This is a genomic window from Novosphingobium aromaticivorans DSM 12444 (assembly GCF_000013325.1).
GTDB lineage: Bacteria > Pseudomonadota > Alphaproteobacteria > Sphingomonadales > Sphingomonadaceae > Novosphingobium > Novosphingobium aromaticivorans.
This window is the reverse complement of sequence record NC_007794.1, coordinates 3,380,402-3,398,469: the sequence shown is the minus strand read 5'-3', so window position 1 is coordinate 3,398,469 and position 18,068 is coordinate 3,380,402. Positions and strand designations below refer to the sequence as shown.

Annotated in this window: 12 protein-coding genes; 8 read left to right on the top strand and 4 right to left on the bottom strand. The window is 65.9% G+C overall.

Translation table 11 applies throughout. The features are described from left to right. Positions 1 to 18: 18 nt before the first annotated feature. The 3 genes from SARO_RS16135 to SARO_RS16125 all read left to right on the top strand — a co-directional run bounded on the left by SARO_RS16135 (position 19) and on the right by SARO_RS16125 (position 7,908). The gene (locus SARO_RS16135; RefSeq protein ID WP_011446814.1) at positions 19 to 1,602 is read left to right on the top strand and encodes a hypothetical protein; all 1,584 of its coding nucleotides are present in this window, start codon (positions 19 to 21) and stop codon (positions 1,600 to 1,602) included. A gap of 205 nt (positions 1,603 to 1,807) precedes the next feature. Further along, entirely contained in the window at positions 1,808 to 6,448 is a 4,641-nt protein-coding gene (gltB, locus tag SARO_RS16130; protein WP_011446813.1) for a glutamate synthase large subunit, read from the top strand. Between the two features lie 26 nt (positions 6,449 to 6,474). Beyond that, positions 6,475 to 7,908, top strand: a complete 1,434-nt coding sequence (locus SARO_RS16125; protein WP_011446812.1) for a glutamate synthase subunit beta — start codon at positions 6,475 to 6,477, stop codon at positions 7,906 to 7,908. A 97-nt stretch (positions 7,909 to 8,005) separates the two neighbouring features. Here the strand turns inward: SARO_RS16125 and SARO_RS16120 are convergent, their stop codons facing one another. Beyond that, on the bottom strand, positions 8,006 to 9,334 hold the full coding sequence (locus SARO_RS16120) for a hemolysin family protein (RefSeq protein WP_041550534.1): 1,329 nt from the start codon (positions 9,332 to 9,334) through the stop codon (positions 8,006 to 8,008). 180 nt (positions 9,335 to 9,514) lie between these two features. Here SARO_RS16120 and SARO_RS16115 point away from each other — a divergent pair, with 180 nt between their 5' ends. Then, on the top strand, positions 9,515 to 10,207 hold the full coding sequence (locus SARO_RS16115) for an OmpA family protein (RefSeq protein ID WP_011446810.1): 693 nt from the start codon (positions 9,515 to 9,517) through the stop codon (positions 10,205 to 10,207). Between the two features lie 131 nt (positions 10,208 to 10,338). Continuing rightward, entirely contained in the window at positions 10,339 to 11,334 is a 996-nt protein-coding gene (locus SARO_RS16110; protein WP_011446809.1) for an aldo/keto reductase, read from the top strand. Positions 11,335 to 11,340: 6 nt separating this feature from the next. Here the strand turns inward: SARO_RS16110 and SARO_RS16105 are convergent, their stop codons facing one another. Beyond that, on the bottom strand, positions 11,341 to 12,117 hold the full coding sequence (locus tag SARO_RS16105; RefSeq protein ID WP_011446808.1) for a 3'(2'),5'-bisphosphate nucleotidase CysQ: 777 nt from the start codon (positions 12,115 to 12,117) through the stop codon (positions 11,341 to 11,343). A 223-nt stretch (positions 12,118 to 12,340) separates the two neighbouring features. On the opposite strand from SARO_RS16105, the gene sucC reads away from it, so the two are divergent. From sucC to SARO_RS16090, 3 genes are all read left to right on the top strand, one after another. Then, complete coding sequence (sucC, locus tag SARO_RS16100; protein ID WP_011446807.1) at positions 12,341 to 13,540, top strand: ADP-forming succinate--CoA ligase subunit beta; 1,200 nt, start codon at positions 12,341 to 12,343, stop codon at positions 13,538 to 13,540. A 230-nt stretch (positions 13,541 to 13,770) separates the two neighbouring features. Beyond that, complete coding sequence (locus SARO_RS16095; RefSeq protein WP_011444118.1) at positions 13,771 to 14,523, top strand: electron transfer flavoprotein subunit beta/FixA family protein; 753 nt, start codon at positions 13,771 to 13,773, stop codon at positions 14,521 to 14,523. Continuing rightward, positions 14,523 to 15,455 carry an electron transfer flavoprotein subunit alpha/FixB family protein gene (locus SARO_RS16090; RefSeq protein ID WP_011444119.1) on the top strand — a complete coding sequence of 311 codons (933 nt, stop codon included), beginning with the start codon at positions 14,523 to 14,525 and terminating at the stop codon, positions 15,453 to 15,455. Before SARO_RS16095 ends, SARO_RS16090 begins: the two co-directional genes overlap by 1 nt. A 397-nt stretch (positions 15,456 to 15,852) precedes the next feature. On the opposite strand, the gene SARO_RS16085 is transcribed toward SARO_RS16090, so the two are convergent. Further along, positions 15,853 to 16,833, bottom strand: coding sequence for a sugar phosphate isomerase/epimerase family protein (locus SARO_RS16085; RefSeq protein WP_011446806.1), 981 nt, complete (start codon positions 16,831 to 16,833; stop codon positions 15,853 to 15,855). Next, entirely contained in the window at positions 16,833 to 18,053 is a 1,221-nt protein-coding gene (locus tag SARO_RS16080; protein WP_011446805.1) for an MFS transporter, read from the bottom strand. The genes SARO_RS16085 and SARO_RS16080 overlap by 1 nt, the downstream gene beginning before the upstream one ends. Between the last annotated feature and the right edge of the window lie 15 nt (positions 18,054 to 18,068).

The window sequence follows — 18,068 nt, the reverse complement described above, 5'->3', positions numbered from 1 at the left end:
TAGACAGGACGGACCGAAGTGACTGCGACAAAACGCAATCCCAAGCCCATCACCGCGCATCCGATGTTCCCTGCGGTGACTGCCCTGTGGTCCGGCACGTTTCTCGGGCTTGGCAGCTTTGCGCTCGCACCTCGCCTGCTCGAAGGGCCCATCGTGGCGCTCGGCCTGCCGCAGATATTGCCGGCGGCAGCGCCTCCGCTGGGTTTGACCGCCCGCGTGCTCGTAATGGTGGCCATGATGATCGGTGGCGCGCTGCTCGGTTTCATCGTCGGCCGCCGTCTCGCGCCGGGCCGCAGCGAGGCTCCGGAGCGGGCAGTGGGCAGCCGGCGCAGCAGCGTCATAGCCGGCGCGCCGCGCCCGCCGTTGAACGTGACGGTCGACGTGGGCGATTCGCTCGACCTTCCGGAAGAGCCGCATCAACCGCTGCGCCGCCGCAGCCTGTCCGTCACCGACGAATCCCGGCAGGCCATGCCGGCGCAGTTCGCACCGTTGCCTTGGGAAGATCTCGACCTCGAACGCGCCGGGGAAGCGCCCGAAGTGGCCGTGGAGAGGTTCGCGGAACCAGATTCCCCGCCCGGCGTGGACGCAGATCAGTCTGCCGACGGCCAGGTGGCCAACGAACAGCAGCCGACTTCCGCCCCCGTGGCCGAAGGCGCGCCTCTGCTTCAGGCGCGCGCCGCCGAGGCATCGCCGCTCTACGCGGCCCCGCCGGAAAGCCTGGGCCTTGTCCAGCTTGTCGAGCGACTTGCGCTGGCGATTGCCGCCAGGACCGCGAACCCGGACCGCCAGGTGCGGCAGGCGGACGAAGCCGCGCCACTTCGAGCATCGCCGGTGATGGCGCCGCCACAGTCGTTTCCGGCCACGAGCGAGCCGCTCAGCCGTCTTCCGGGCATCGCGCCTTCGAATGTTGCGCCGGCCGAGGCCGCGCCATTCCTGCGTCCTGCCGACGCAGATCGCGTCGTGCCGCTGCGACCTGCGGCAATGCAGCCGATGCCGTTGGCTCCCCGTGCCGGACAGGCCGACGACCTCGATGTCGACCATCTTGGCCTCGATCGCTTCCTGCGCATGCCCGCAAGCGATGTGGCGCCCCCTGACGGGCAGGTCGTTCCCGCGACCCCGTTCGCGGTCGAGCACGTCGAGGATATCGAGGTCGAAGCCGATCTCCCGACGGATGCCGAACCTGACGACCGCGATGACCGGTACTCTTCGCTGCTGGACATGGCGCCGATCGCGGCCCGCCATGAACCGTTCCATATCGACGTGGGCTTCCACGGCGCTGGTGTCGGTCCGGATGCCGCGGGCAGCGATGGCGTGGAGCCGGTTGTCGTGTTCCCCGGCCAGTCCTCTGCGCTTGATGCCGCCGCAGTCGCAGGCGTGGGCTCGCGCCCGTTCGAGCGGCCTGCGATCGATGGCGTGACCGGTCAGGCTGGCGCGAACTCTCCCCTTGCCGCGCCCGGCAGGGCTGCGCCATCGATGCCGGTGGAAGCGCTGGACGCTACGGCGCTTCCGGTGCATCCGGGCCCCGCAGCCGATGCCGAGGAAGCCGACCGTGCCCTGCGCGCCGCGCTGGCGACCTTGCAGAGAATGACCGCGCAGGGATGATTTCTTGCCGCGGAAGCGGCGGAAAACCGTACTTTGTGCCGTGTCGCATGCGTATTTTTGGCTTTAACCGCGCACTGAAGGTCGGTGCGCAGTTGCAAAATAACTTTCCTGCAGTCATGGGGGCTCCTCGCGCAACTTTCGTCGCCTCGCTGGCGGCGTGATTCGCGCGCCATTTCCTCTTTTTGGATGTAGGACGATCTTCGAAATGGGATTTCCGCCGGTTCAGGGCCTGTATGATCCGCGTAACGAGCATGACGCCTGTGGCGTGGGCTTCATTGCCCACATCAAAGGCCAGAAAAGCCATGCCATCGTGGACCAGGCCCTTGAGATTCTGCGCAATCTCGACCACCGCGGCGCGGTGGGCGCCGACCCCTTGCTGGGTGACGGTGCGGGCATCCTGATCCAGATTCCGGACCAGCTCTTCCGCAGGTGGGCCGCGTCCGAAGGCAAGGAACTGCCGCAGCCGGGCGATTACGCCGTGGCCATGTGCTTCCTTCCGCAGGACGAAGCGTCGCGTCTCTTCGTGACCGAGTTCTTCGAGAAGTTCATCGCCAAGGAAGGCCAGGAACTGATCGGCTGGCGCGACGTGCCGACCACGCTCGACGGCCTCGGCAAAACCGTGATCGAACAGATGCCGGTCATCCGCCAGTGCTTCATCAAGCGCGGCCCCGGCACGCCGGACCAGGACGCGTTCGAACGCAAGCTGCTGGCGATCCGCAAGCAGACCCAGAACCCGCTTGCCGCCATGGCCGAGAAGCACGGGCTTCCGGGCGTGACGCAGCTCTACATGCCGAGCTTCTCGACCCGCACCATCGTCTACAAGGGCCTGCTGCTGGCGAATCAGGTCGGCTCGTTCTACGACGATCTGCGCGATCCGGATTGCGTCTCGGCACTGGGCCTCGTGCACCAGCGCTTCTCGACCAACACTTTCCCGAGCTGGAAGCTGGCGCACCCGTTCCGCTTCATCGCCCACAACGGCGAGATCAACACCGTTCGCGGCAACGTGAACTGGATGAACGCGCGCCGCCGCACCATGGAATCCGAGCTGCTCGGCCCGGATCTCGACAAGATGTGGCCGCTCATCCCGCACGGTCAGTCGGACACCGCCAGCCTCGACAACGCGCTCGAGCTGCTGCTCGCGGGCGGCTACAGCCTGGCCCATGCAGTGATGATGCTCGTTCCGGAAGCCTGGGCGGGCAACCCGCTGATGGATTCCAGGCGCCGCGCCTTCTACGAGTACCATGCCGCGCTGATGGAGCCGTGGGACGGCCCCGCCGCCGTCGCCTTTACCGACGGTCGCCAGATCGGCGCAACGCTCGACCGCAACGGCCTGCGTCCGGCGCGCTTCTCGATCACGCGCGACGACCTGATCTGCATGGCGTCCGAAAGCGGCGTGCTGCCCTTCCGTGAGGAAGACATCGTCCGCAAGTGGCGCCTCCAGCCGGGCAAGATGCTCCTGATCGACATGGATCAGGGCAAGATCATCGAGGACGAAGAGATCAAGGCCGAGCTGGCCGGCGCCGAACCTTACGAGGAATGGCTCGACCAGGCGCAGTACAAGCTCAAGGAACTCGACGTGATCGAGCCCGAGCTGGCCGCGCTCCCGGTCGAGACGACCTCGCTGCTCGATCGCCAGCAGGCCTTCGGCTACACCCAGGAAGACGTCACCAAGTTCCTCGAGCCGATGGCCGTGGCCGGTGACGATCCGATCGGGTCGATGGGCACCGACACGCCGATCGCGGTGCTGTCGAAGCGCTCGCGCCTGCTCTACGACTACTTCAAGCAGAACTTCGCGCAGGTCACCAACCCGCCGATCGACCCGATCCGCGAGGAACTGGTCATGTCGCTGGTGTCGATGATCGGTCCGCGCCCGAACCTGCTCGGCCATGACGCCGGCAGCCACAAGCGCCTCGAAGTCGACCAGCCGATCCTGACCAACGACGAGATCGCCAAGATCCGCTCGGTCGAGGCCGCGCTCGACGGTGCCTTCCGCACCGCCACGATCGACACGACCTGGGACGCCAACGCCGGGGCCGACGGCCTCGAGATGGCGATCAAGGAAATGTGCTGGGCGGCGACCGAAGCCGTGCTTGCCGACAAGAACATCCTGATCCTGTCGGACCGCGCGCAGAACGAGAACCGCATCCCGATGCCGGCGCTGCTGGCGACGGCGGCGGTGCATCACCACCTCGTCCGTCAGGGCCTGCGCATGCAGACCGGCCTTGTCGTCGAGACCGGCGAAGCGCGCGAAGTGCACCACTTCTGCGTTCTGGCGGGCTATGGCGCCGAAGCCATCAACCCCTACCTCGCGTTCGAGACGCTCGAGGCGATCCGCGTCGACAAGGAACTGCCCCTCACCACCAAGGAGGTGCAGAAGAACTACATCAAGGCCATCGGCAAGGGCATCCTCAAGGTCATGTCCAAGATGGGCATCTCGACCTACCAGTCGTACTGCGGTGCGCAGATCTTCGACGCGGTTGGCCTGTCGACCGACTTCGTGAACGCCTATTTCACCGGGACGGCGACGACCATCGAGGGCGTCGGCCTCAAGGAGATCGCGGAAGAGACCGTGCGTCGCCACGCCACGGCCTATGGCGACAACCCGATCTACAAGAAGATGCTCGACGTGGGCGGCATGTACCAGCTTCGCCTGCGTGGCGAGGAGCATGCCTGGACGGCTTCCAACATTGCCAACCTGCAGCATGCGGTTCGCGGCAACATGCCGGAAAAGTACAAGGAGTTCGCCCAGTCGATCAACGACCAGTCCGAACGGATGCTGACCATCCGCGGGCTGATGGACCTGAAGAAGGCCGACCAGCCGATTTCGATCGACGAGGTCGAGCCCGCCAGCGAGATCGTCAAGCGCTTCGCCACGGGTGCGATGAGCTACGGTTCGATTTCGTGGGAAGCGCACACCACGCTGGCGCTCGCGATGAACCGCATCGGCGGCAAGTCGAACACCGGCGAAGGCGGCGAGGATCCCGCGCGCTTCAAGCCGCTGCCCAACGGCGATTCGATGCGTTCGGCGATCAAGCAGGTGGCCTCGGGCCGTTTCGGCGTGACCGCGGAATACCTCGTCAATGCCGATGACGTGCAGATCAAGATGGCGCAGGGCGCAAAGCCCGGCGAGGGCGGCCAGCTTCCCGGCGACAAGGTCGACAAGACCATCGGCAAGACCCGTCATTCCACGCCGGGCGTCGGCCTGATCTCGCCGCCGCCGCACCACGACATCTACTCGATCGAAGACCTCGCGCAGCTCATTCACGATCTCAAGAACGTGAACACCGGCGCGCGCATCTCGGTCAAGCTGGTGTCCGAAGTGGGCGTCGGCACGGTTGCCGCGGGCGTTTCCAAGGCGCGCGCGGACCACGTGACGATTTCGGGCTACGAAGGCGGCACGGGCGCGTCGCCGCTGACCTCGCTGACCCACGCCGGTTCGCCCTGGGAAATCGGCCTTGCCGAAACCCAGCAGACGCTGCTGCTCAACAACCTGCGCAGCCGCATCTGCGTCCAGGCCGATGGCGGCCTGCGCACCGGTCGTGACGTCGCCATCGCCGCGCTGCTCGGCGCCGACGAGTTCGGCTTTGCCACCGCGCCGCTGATCGCGGCCGGCTGCATCATGATGCGCAAGTGCCACCTCAACACCTGCCCGGTCGGCGTTGCCACCCAGGACCCGGTGCTGCGCGCGCGCTTCACCGGCCAGCCGGAACATGTGATCAACTACTTCTTCTTCGTCGCCGAGGAACTGCGCGCGATCATGGCCGAGATGGGCTTCCGCACCATCGCGGAAATGGTCGGCCGCGTCGATCGCCTCGACACCAAGAAGGCGATCAGCCACTGGAAGGCGCAGGGCGTCGACCTGTCGAAGCTGCTGCACAAGGTCGACCCGGTCCCCGGCACGACCCTGAACTGGAGCGAGACGCAGGATCACGGCCTCGAGGCCGCGCTCGACAACGACCTCATCGCCGCCAGCGCCCCGGCGCTCGAAAAGGGCGAGCCGGTCCGCCTCGAACGCAACGTCATCAACGTCAACCGCACGGTCGGCGCGATGCTCTCGGGCGAAGTGGCCAGGAAGTACGGGCACAAGGGCCTGCCGGACAACACCATCCACGTCGCGTTCAAGGGCGTGGCTGGCCAGTCGTTCGGTGCGTTCCTCGCGCATGGCGTGACGCTCGATCTCGTCGGCGATGCCAACGACTATGTCGGCAAGGGCCTCTCGGGCGGTCGCGTGATCGTGCGCCAGCCCGGCCACGTCGATCGTGACCCGACCGAGAACATCATCGTCGGCAACACCGTGCTCTACGGCGCGATCGCGGGCGAGGCCTACTTCAACGGCGTGGGCGGCGAACGCTTCGCGGTGCGCAACTCCGGCGCTCTCGCGGTGGTCGAAGGCACCGGCGATCATGGCTGCGAATACATGACCGGCGGCGTCGTCGTCGTGCTCGGCCGGACCGGGCGCAACTTCGCGGCGGGCATGTCGGGCGGCGTGGCCTATGTCTACGACGTGGACGGCAACTTCGCGAGCCTCGTCAACGGCGCGATGGTCGATGTTCTGCCGGTCTCGGCGGAACGCGACGAGGAAGACGGTGCGGGCCGTCCTCAGCAGCGCGGGACGGACGTCTATGACCAAGGCATGGGCGACATGCTGCGTCACGACGCCGAACGCCTGCGGGTGCTGGTGGAACGCCACCACCTCTACACCGGCAGCGCGCGCGCTCGCGAGATCCTCGACAACTGGGTCGAGGCTCTGCCGCGTTTCGTCAAGGTCATGCCGCGCGATTATGCGCGTGCGCTCCGCCAGATGGAGGCAGAGCGCCTCGAAGCCGCCTCCGTGGCGGCCGAGTAAATTCGGGGAATAAAGGTTAGATTACAATGGGCAAGGCAACCGGCTTTCTCGAAATCGACCGCAAGGACCGCACCTATGATGCGCCTGCGGAACGTCTGAAGCACTATCGCGAGTTCGTGGTCCCGCACGATGAGGCAGGCCTCAAGGGGCAGGCCGCGCGGTGCATGAACTGCGGCATTCCGTACTGCCACAACGGCTGTCCGGTGAACAACCAGATCCCCGACTGGAACCACCTGGTCTACGAGAACGACTGGCGCGACGCGCTGACCAATCTCCACTCGACCAACAACTTCCCCGAGTTCACCGGTCGTATCTGCCCCGCTCCCTGCGAGGCGGCCTGCACGCTGAACATCATCGACCAGCCGGTCACGATCAAGTCGATCGAATGCGCGATCGTCGACCGCGGGTGGAAGGAAGGCTGGATCGAGCCGCAGGTTCCCGTGAAGAAGACCGGCAAGTCGGTTGCGGTCGTCGGGTCGGGCCCCGCGGGCCTTGCCGCCGCGCAGCAGCTTGCGCGCGCCGGCCACTCGGTGACGGTGTTCGAGAAGAACGACCGCGTCGGCGGCCTGCTTCGCTATGGCATCCCCGACTTCAAGATGGAAAAGACCCACATCAATCGCCGCGCGATGCAGATGGAGGCCGAAGGCGTCCAGTTCCGCACCGGCGTCGAAGTGGGCGTGACCGTCTCGTTCGCCTCGCTGCAGGAGAACTTCGACGCGGTGGTGCTGTCGGGCGGTGCGGAAGATCCGCGCGGCCTCCAGATCCCGGGCGCCGAGCTGCCGAGCGTGCGCATGGCGATGGAATTCCTGACCCAGCAGAACAAGCGCAACGCCGGCGACGACGAACTGCGCGCCGCTCCGCGCGGTTCGCTCTTCGCGACTGGCAAGCATGTCGTCGTGATCGGCGGCGGCGATACAGGTTCGGACTGCGTCGGCACCTCGAACCGTCAGGGCGCGCTCTCGGTTACCCAGCTCGAGATCATGCCCAAGCCGCCCGAAAAGGAAGACAAGGCGCTGTCCTGGCCGAACTGGCCGCTCAAGCTGCGCACCTCGTCGAGCCACGAGGAAGGCTGCGAACGCGAGTTCGCCGTGCTAACCAAGCGCGTGGTGGGCGAGAACGATGTCACCGGCCTCGAGTGCGTCCGCGTCGAGTGGGTCAATGGCCAGATGCAGGAAGTGCCCGGCAGCGAATTCGTGCTCAAGGCCGACCTCATCCTGCTTGCCATGGGCTTCGTCGGCCCGCGCAAGCAGGGCCTGCTCGAACAGGCCGGCGTCGAGCTTGACGCGCGCGGCAACGTCAAGGGCAACGTCGTCGACTACAAGACCAGCGTCGAGAACGTGTTCGCCTGCGGCGACATGCGTCGCGGTCAGAGCCTGGTGGTCTGGGCGATCCGCGAAGGCCGCCAGTGCGCGCGCGCCGTCGACGAAGCGCTCATGGGCGTCAGCGAACTGCCGCGCTGACCGTCGCGAAATCGACCGAACAACGAAAAGGGCGCCCGCGACGGCGCCCTTTCTCGTTGGCTCGTACCGGGTGGGAAAGGCCGTCCGGCTGACGGTCTCAGCCGTCGGCTTCCGGCGCGGCGATGGGCATTGCCTTGCTGCGGCAGACCAGCAGCTTGTCGATCTTGCGCCCGTCCATGTCGACCACTTCGAAGCGCCAGCCCTGGTCGTGAAAATGCTCGCCCTCGTTCGGCAGTCGCTTGAGCACCGAAAGGCAGTAGCCCGCCGTCGTCGCGAACTCACGGTCGTCGGGCAGGTCGAGGCCCAGCCGGTCGGAAAGGGCGTCGGCGGGCAGGGCGCCCGAAATCAGCAGTGAACCGTCCTCGCGCTCGACCACCATGGGTTCGTCGCCCGCGTCCGCGTGGCCGACGAAATTGCCCGCGATGGCGGACAGCAGGTCGGCCGGGGTGACGATGCCTTCGAGATGGCCGTACTCGTCGTGGACCAGCGCAATCGCGACCTCGGCCTGCTGGATCATGCCGAGCGCGTCCATCGTGTCGAGCTGGTCCGGAACGATGGCCGGCTTCTTCATCAGGCGTCCGAGCTGGACCTTGCGTCCCCGCAACAGCGTGGACAGCACGTCGCGCACCTTGACCACGCCGACGATCTTGTCGACCGACCCGTCGGCCACCAGCAGCAGCGAGTGCGGGCTGTCCTCGATCGCGCTGCGCAGTTCGGCCTCGGGGGCCTTGCGCTCGATCCAGTGCAGTTCGGTTCGCGGCGTCATCACTTCGCGCACCGGGCGTTCCGCAAGGCGCATGATGCCCGTCATCAGCGCCCGCTCCTCCTCCTCGATCACGCCGGAGCGGGTCGCCTCGGCGAAGATCATGTGGAGTTCTTCGGCGGTCACTTCCTGGTCCGTGCCCTGCTTGAGGCCGAGCAGGCGGATGAGCAGGCTGGACGAGTTGTCGAGCAGCCAGACGAAGGGGGCCGTCACCTTCGACATGAGCGCCATGGCGGGCGCCGCGATCTTGGCGATCGGTTCCGCCGCACGCAGCGCGAGCTGCTTGGGTACGAGTTCGCCGACGACGAGGCTCAGGTACGTGGTGAAGGCGATGACGATGACGAACCCGGCATCGTCCGCGTAACGGGCCGGAAAACCCCATGCGGCGAGCCGCTCCGCCATCGGCCCGCCGAGGCTGGACCCTGAATAGGCGCCTGCGATGATGCCGACGAGGGTGATCCCGATCTGTACGGTCGAAAGAAATTTTCCGGGGTCGGCTGCGAGCGCCAGCGCAACCTTCGCGCCCTTGCTGCCTTCCTCCGCGGCAACCTTCAGGCGCGCCGGGCGTGCCGAAACGATCGCCAGTTCCGACATGGAAAACAGGCCATTGAGCAGGACGAGGCCCAGGATCACGAAGACGTCAGACCATGGAAAAGGTGTCACGCACAGGCCCCTAACAGATTTAAGCGAAAAGGCGAAGAGCACCCGCATTGTTCCCGATAAGACAGCAACTGTGGAAGGGCGTTCGGGAACCGTTCAGCCAAACCCGGCGTATTTCAGTCTGTCAAAGCGGCATCGCGTTGCATAAGGTCGCGTCGGGATGCTGGTCAAAGGGGACAGGAAATGAAAATTCGTCGCGTACTTATGTCGAGCCTGTGTGCTGTTTCGCTGGTCAGTCTGTCGGCTTGCGTCACCGATCCCAACACCGGCGAAAAGAAGGTTTCGCGTACCGCCATCGGCGGTATCGGCGGCGCGCTTGGCGGCGCACTGCTCGGCGGTCTCATCGGCGGCAAGACGGGCCGCATCGTCGGTGCCGGCATCGGCGGCGTGGCCGGCGGCGTGATCGGCTACCAGAAGGACAAGCAGATCCGCGAACTGCGCGAACAGACCGCCGGCACCGGGGTTGACGTGACCGAGACCGACAACGGCCAGGCCATCCTTGTCAACCTGCCCAACGGCGTCACCTTCGACGTCGACAGCTCCACCGTGAAGCCCGCCTTCGCCACCACGCTCGACCGCGTCGCGCAGTCGCTGGTGCAGTACCCGAACTCGCTGATCGACGTTTATGGCCACACCGATTCCACCGGCTCGGACGCCTACAACCAGGCGCTTTCGGAACGCCGCGCGCGCGCCGTCGCCGACTACCTGATTTCGCGCGGGGTCGGTTATGCGCGCATCCGTAGCCAGGGCTTCGGTGAATCGCAGCCGATCGCGTCGAACGACACCGAGCAGGGGCGTCAGGCCAACCGCCGCGTCGAGATCAAGATCGTCCCCATCAGCCAGGATGACGTGAACGCCGCCCGCAGCGGTCAGTAAGCTTTCCTGCACGGACAATGCGGCGTCGCTCCGGTCGGGAGCGGCGCCGTTTTGCCGTGTTCGGCATGTGATTGGGCGTTGACCGGGGCCGCCTGCTCCTGCCATCGGCACGGCGGTCAAAGGAGATTGCAATGTCGATTCAGCGCCGCCCGATCAACGGACGCGAGACCAACCCCATTGGTCTGGGATGCATGTCGCTGAGCTGGGCCTATGGCGGCCGGCCGAGCGACGAGGACGGCATCCGCCTGCTCCAGCACGCCGTCGACATCGGCTACGATCATTTCGACACCGCGCGGCTCTATGGTCTCGGCCACAACGAGACCCAGGTCGGGATCGCGCTCAAGGGCCGACGCGACAAGGTTTTCCTGGCCTCGAAGATGGGCATCTTCGCCAGCGGCGACAAGCGCGGCATCGATTGCCACCCGGACACGATCCGCAGCGAACTCGAAGTCTCGCTCAGGCTGCTCCAGACCGACCACATCGACCTCTACTACATGCACCGCCGCGATTTCACCGTGCCGATCGAGGATTCGGTCGGCGCGATGGCCGACCTCGTGAAGGAGGGCAAGATCGGCGGCATCGGCCTGTCCGAAATGTCGGCTGACACGCTGCGCAAGGCTTCGGCGGTCCACCCCATCGCCGCGATGCAGACCGAATATTCACCCTGGACCCGCCAGGCCGAAATCGCCGTCCTCGAGGCCTGCCGCGAGCTTGGCACCACGTTCGTCGCCTTTTCGCCGGTCGCGCGCGGGGTTCTGGCCGATGGCGTGCACGATCCCGCCGCGCTCGAGGAAAAGGACATCCGGCGCGCCATGCCGCGCTTCATGGGCGACAACTGGCCCAGGAACTACGCGCTCGTCCGCCAGTTCAATGCCATCGCCGCTCGCGAAGGCGTGACCCCGGCGCAGCTTTCGCTCGCCTGGGTCCTGTCGCGGGGCGAACACGTCGTTGCCATTCCCGGCACCGGCAAGATCGCTCACCTCGAAGAGAACATCGCACGCTGGGACTGGGAAATCCCGGTTGCGGTCGCTGCCGAAGTCGATGCCCTGATCAACCAGCAGACCGTCGCCGGTCACCGCTATGCCGGGGTCATGCTGCCGACGATCGATACCGAGGATTTCGACTGACCGGCGTTACGCCAGCTTCGCGGCGCGGTCGGCAAGGCGTTCGACCGCCGCCGCGTGGATGGCGGGGGCCGTAACCAGCAGCCCGAAGGCGCGCGGGTCGCGCTTGTTGTAGGCCAGCGGCTGACCGAATGCGTCGGAAACGGCGGCCCCGGCCTCGCGCGCGATCAGGGTCGCGGCGGCGATGTCCCATTCGAAGCCCCAGCGTAGCGTTGCCAGAAGATCAGCCTCGTTCGCGCCGACCATGGCGATGCGCAGGGCGATGGAATTGGGCTTGTCCACGGTCACCAGGTCCGCGTCGGCGCGCGGCAGGCTGTCGGCGGGCACTCGCGCCCCGGCAAGCACCTGGCGCGTGCTGGCGGCAAGCGGCAGGCCGTTGCGGGTTGCTCCGCGCCCGGCCACCGCCGACCAGTATTCCTCGCGGGCGGGCGCGCTCAGAACGCCGATAAGCGGGCGCCCCTCGCTGACCAGCGCGACCGAAACGGCCCAGCCCGGTCGTCCCCGCACGAAATCGCGCGTGCCGTCGATCGGGTCGACCAGCCAGCACAGCCCGCGTTCGAGCCGCTCGGGATGGTCCACGGTCTCTTCCGAAAGCCAGCCCGCCGATGGGAGCAGCACGCCCAGTTCGCGTTTCAGGAAGGTGTCCACGGCGATATCCGCCTCGCAGACCGGGCTGCCGGGGGTCTTTTCCCACACCTCGGGCGCGTGCCCGTGGCCGGGCCAGAGGGCCAGGGCCATATCCCCTGCGGCGCGGACGATGGCGTGGAGGCGGTCGTAGTCGATCATGCGGTTTTCGACAGGTGGTCCCTTCCCGCGAGAGACGCAAGGGGGCTCGCTGCCTCGACTTTGGTTTAGGCGCGTGTTTACGCCCCTTTTCAAGCACACTCTGCTGTGCTTTAGGCGTCGCGACTCAAAGCACCAACGGCGGTGCATACCTTTGCGCCAATGGCGGCGCGCCTGATGGCCGGTCGGGTTTTCCCACCGGGCCAATTCAAAGCGGGGATCACACATGAACGTCCATGAATACCAGGCCAAGGAACTGCTCGCGAAGTATGGTGTGGGCATCCCGGCAGGCATCGCCGCGCTGACGGTCGAGGAAGCCGTCGCCGCTGCCAAGCAGCTTCCCGGACCGCTTTACGTCGTCAAGGCGCAGATCCACGCCGGCGGCCGCGGCAAGGGCAAGTTCAAGGAACTCCCCGCCGACGCCAAGGGCGGCGTGCGCCTCGCCAAGAGCATCGAGGAAGTCGAGGCTTTCGCCAAGGAAATGCTCGGCAACACCCTCGTCACCGTGCAGACCGGTGAAGCCGGCAAGCAGGTCAACCGCCTCTACGTGACCGACGGCGTCGACATCGACAAGGAATACTACCTCTCGATGGTCGTCGATCGCGCCACCGGCCGCGTCGCGATCATCGTGTCGACCGAAGGCGGCATGGACATCGAGGAAGTCGCCCACTCGACCCCGGAAAAGATCGCCACCATCGTGATCGATCCCGCCGAAGGCTTCATGCCGCACCACGGCCGCGCCGTCGGTTTCGCGCTCAAGCTTTCGGGTGACCTGCTCAAGCAGGCCGCCAAGATCGCCGAGCAGCTCTACACCGCCTTCGTCGCGCTCGACTGCTCGATGCTCGAAATCAACCCGCTGGTGCAGACCAAGGATGGCAACCTCCTCGTGCTCGACACCAAGATGAGCTTCGATTCGAACGCGCTCTATCGTCACCCCGATGTCGTCGCCCTGCGCGACGAAACCGAGGAAGACCCGGCCGAGATCGAGGCCAGCAAGTACGACCTCGCCTACATCAAGCTCGACGGCAACATCGGCTGCATGGTCAACGGCGCGGGCCTTGCCATGGCGACGATGGACATCATCAAGCTGAACGGCGAATTCCCGGCGAACTTCCTCGACGTGGGCGGCGGCGCCAACAAGGAAAAGGTCACCGCAGCCTTCAAGATCATCCTCAAGGACCCGGCCGTGAAGGGCATTCTCGTCAACATCTTCGGCGGGATCATGAAGTGCGACATCATCGCCGAGGGCATCGTTGCCGCGGCGAAGGAAGTGAACCTCTCGGTTCCGCTGGTCGTTCGCCTCGAAGGCACCAACGTCCAGCAGGGCAAGGACATCCTCGCCAACTCGGGCCTGCCGATCGTTCCCGCCAACGACCTCGGCGATGCCGCCAAGAAGATCGTTGCCGAAGTGCGCGCGGTCGCCTGATCGCTTTGTGCGACTGACGATTCGAAGGGGGCGTCGGGCGACCGGCGCCCCTTTTGCGTTGTCGCAGCGCAGGGGGAAGATCCGGTCCCGGATTTTGCCGTGGCTTCTGCCAGCGATCTTGGCCCTTCATTTCATCCGCGATAATGCGCGGACTGTCCGTCAGGACGGTTGACGTTTACGTAAGCGCAAATTATGCCGCTCCCACTGGTTTCGAGGAAAGGACTACGCCCATGAAGGCCCTGGTCTGCGTGAAGCGCGTGATTGACTACAACGTGAAGCCTCGAGTGAAGGCGGATGGTTCGGGTGTTGATCTTGCGAACGTGAAGATGAGCATGAACCCGTTTGACGAGATCGCGGTGGAGGAGGCCATTCGCCTGAAGGAGAAGGGCGTTGTGACCGAGATCGTGGCGGTTTCGGTTGGGCCTGCGAAGGCGCAGGAGACGCTGCGCACGGCGCTTGCGATGGGGGCGGACCGTGCGGTTCTGGTGCAGGTGGACGACGGGGTCGAGGTCGAGCCGCTGGCTGTGGCGAAGATCGTCAAGGGCATTGCCGACGAGGAGCAGCCTGGCCTGATCATCACCGGCAAGCAGGCGATCGACGACGATTCGAACCAGGTCGGCCAGATGGTTGCGGCGCTGCTGGGCCGTCCGCAGGGGACCTTTGCCAACGAGGTTTCGGTCGAAGGCGACGCGGTCGTGGTCAAGCGCGAGATCGACGGCGGCTTGCAGACGGTGCGCCTGGCGCTGCCCGCGGTGGTCACCACCGACCTGCGCCTGAACGAGCCGCGCTATGCCTCGCTGCCGAACATCATGAAGGCCAAGTCCAAGCCGCTCGCCAACAAGACCCCCGCCGATTACGGCGTGGACGTCGCGGCGCGCCTCAAGACGCTGAAGGTCTCCGAACCGCCGGTCCGTTCGGCCGGGATCAAGGTGGCCGACGTCGACGCGCTCGTCGCCAAGCTCAAGGAAATGGGAGTCGCCTGATGACCAAGGTTCTCGTTCTCGTCGAACACGACAACGCCAGCGTCAAGGACGCGACCCTTGCCGCCGTCACCGCCGCGGGCCAGCTTGGCGAAGTGACCGCGCTGGTTGCGGGCGAGGGTTGCGATGCCGCCGCCCAGGCTGCCGCGCAGATCGCGGGCGTGGCCAAGGTGCTCAAGGCCGATGATGCATCGCTTGCCAACGCGCTGGCGGAAAACGTCGCGCCGCTGGTCGCCGGCCTGATGGCCGGTTACGACGCCTTCGTCGCCCCGGCGACGACCACCGGCAAGAACGTCGCCCCGCGCGTCGCCGCGCTGCTCGACGTGATGCAGATCTCCGACATCCTCTCGGTCGAGGGGCCCAGGACCTTCACCCGCCCGATCTATGCCGGCAACGCCATCGCCACGGTCGAAAGCTCTGACGCCAAGCTGGTGATCACCGTGCGCGGCACCGCCTTTGCCAAGGCGGCCGCCACCGGCGGATCGGCCAGCGTCGAGAGCACCGGCGCCAACGGCGACAGCGGCCTGTCGACCTTCGTCAGCGCCGAGATCGCCAAGTCCGAGCGTCCGGAACTGACCAGCGCCAAGATCATCGTCTCGGGCGGCCGCGCGCTCAAGGACGCCGCCACGTTCGAGCAGGTGATCACCCCGCTTGCCGACAAGCTTGGCGCGGGCATCGGCGCGAGCCGCGCGGCGGTGGACGCGGGCTACGTGCCCAACGACTACCAGGTCGGCCAGACGGGCAAGATCGTGGCGCCGGAAGTCTACATCGCGATCGGCATCTCGGGCGCGATCCAGCACCTTGCGGGGATGAAGGACAGCAAGACCATCATCGCCATCAACAAGGACGAGGACGCCCCGATCTTCCAGGTTGCCGACATCGGCCTGGTGGGCGACCTGTTCACGCTGGTCCCGGAACTGACGGGCAAGCTCTGACCGCTCCATGTTGGAAAGTTTCCCCGGGGAAACATTCCATATAGGTTACCCAACCGCACAGGCCCCGCCCCCACAGGCGGGGCCTCTCGCGTTTGGGCGAAGCTCGTTCGCTGACCTTCCCTGGCCCGTCCAGCACCATCGGCAGACGGGGTCTCTCAGCTCAGGGTATTGCAAGAAATGCAATTGCAATGCCGTCCTTCGCACTTGCGGAATCGGCCTCCCAACCGCACATAGAGGGGGCCTTTCAGGCATCCTCTCCCAAACTTTTCAAGGCTGGCCTTCGGGCCGGCCTTTCTTTTTGCGCAACTGACACGCGCGTCGGTCCGCCACGAACTGCCACGAAAAAGGGGAACCCGAAGGTTCCCCTTTTCCCCTCAACCCGATCTGTCCGCGTGCTTCAGGCCACGAAGCGCGACAGGAATGCGTGGCTTTTCGTTACCGCGTCGAGGCGGTCCATCGTGAATGGCGGTTCCTGCTCGACATAGAAGTGCTCGACCCCCGCGGCGAGGGCAGCGGGCAGGATCTTCGCCCATTGCAGGCGCCCCGAACCCACCTCGGTAGGATCCTGGCCCATGACGAAGTTGGTTTTCGTCGATGCCTTGATGTCCTTGACGTGCACCGCCTTTACCCGCCCCTTGAGCCTGCCCAGTTCGACGACGGGATCGTGTCCCGCGGCCGAAGTCCAGCCCAGGTCCAGTTCGAAATTGACGAGCGCGGGATCGGTCTCGCGGATCAGGATGTCCCACCCGGTCGCCCCGCCATCGAGCGGGGCGAACTCCATGTTGTGGTTGTGGTAGCCGAGCCGGATGCCGAAGGGCCGCAAGGCTGCGCCCCGTTCGTTCAGCAGGGCCGCGGTGCGCTTCCAGTGGTCCGCGCCGGCTGCCCGCAAGGCGTCGCCGATCGCCACCTGCGGGCTCTTTCCTTCGGGCACCGAAAAGCCTTCGGGCAGGGGGCAAAGCGGCAGGAACACCTGATGGATGCCGAGCGTGTTCAGCCCGTCGGCGATTTCCTGGGGAGCGCTCATCAGGCTGAGTGCGCCGCCGGTGAACGGGCCCGGCATGTTCATGTGGATCGAACTGTAGCGGACCCCAGCCTTGTCGGCAGCGGCACGCAGCTCTGCGGGAGTGCGATTGTAGAAATTGGGCAACTCGATGTCGGTAAAGCCGATGGCCGCAAGCCGCGCCAGCGTACCGTCGAGGTCCTGCGTCGGCTTGTCGCCCAGGGTGTAGAGCTGCAAGCCGATAGGCTTGCCGATGCGCTGGAAGAAGGGCTTGCGGGCGGCAGCGCGCGCGATGGCGTCGGTTCCGGTCATGGCGGCAACTCCGGTGGCGGCCAGCGCCGCGATCAGCGAGCGGCGATCAAGCTTTGCGTCGTGCATCAGGCAATCTCCTCGGGCCTCGCGGGGCCATGCGTTTGGGGGCGGAAGGCGACCAGCAGCAGCACCGCGCCGAGGGCCGCAAGCCCTGCGGGGACAAGGAAAACGGCCTGGTAATCGACCTTGCCGTCGGCCCCGGTGAGACGGGAGACGAGGGCCGGGAAGGCAAAGCTGGCCACCATGTTGCCCAGGCCCAGGATCAGCAGGTTGAACAGCCCCTGGCCCGAAGAGCGCACGTCCTTGGGAAAGGCCTCGTCAACGAAGATATAGACCGTCGCGAAGAAGAAGGCGTAGCAGATGCCGTGGAGCAACTGGACCGCGATGATCGCGGGAACGCTGTCGGCAAGGAACGAGAAGGCGAGGAAGCGCGCGGCATGTCCGAGGATGCCGACGATCATCGTCCAGCGCCACCCGAGCCGGGCCAGCACGGTTCCGAGCACGAGCATGGTGAGGATCTCGGCTACCTGCCCAAGGCTCAGCACCACCATCGATAGGTTGCCGGCAATGCCCACGCGGTTCGTCAGGAAGGCGTCGGACAGCACGAAGTAGCCATTGTGGACGACCGAATCGATGAACGTCACGAGGAACAGCACCGCCACGACCGGCTTCCGAAGCAGGCCCAGCGCGCGTCGCCAGGCGAGCTTGTCGATGCCCTCGCCGGTCTTGGGCGGGGTGTGCGGCAGGGTCAGCGAGAAGGCGGCCATGACGAACGAGATGACCGCCGCGACGATGAAGATCGAGCGCACCTGGCTGGCATCGGCATGGGCGCCCAGCAGGAAGACGAAGGGCCAGCTCGCCATGATCCAGCCTACCGTGCCGCCCGAGCGGACCGAGCCGAATTCGGCCGGATTGGGCAGGTGGGTGAAGGCGACGGTATTGGTCACCGACAGTGTCGGCACGTAGACCAGGCTGTAGATCAGGTAACACAGGAAGAACGGCGCGAAGGTCTGGCTGAAGGCGACGCCGAGGAGGGCGAGGCCGCCGATGAGGTGGCTGCCGGCAAGGAATCGCTCGGCCGCAAACGTGCGATCGGCGAACTGGTTGGAGAAGAAAATCCCCACTACCGAGGCGATGCCCCAGCACGTTCCGACCAGCCCTTGCTGCCCGGCGCTGAAGCCCAGCATGGCCATGTAGGGAAACAGCTTGGGCGCCCAGGCCCCCCACACGGCGAGTTGCAGTGCCATCATGGCGAACAGGCGAATTTTGAGTGACAGCGTTGACAATTTGAGCCCCTCGAT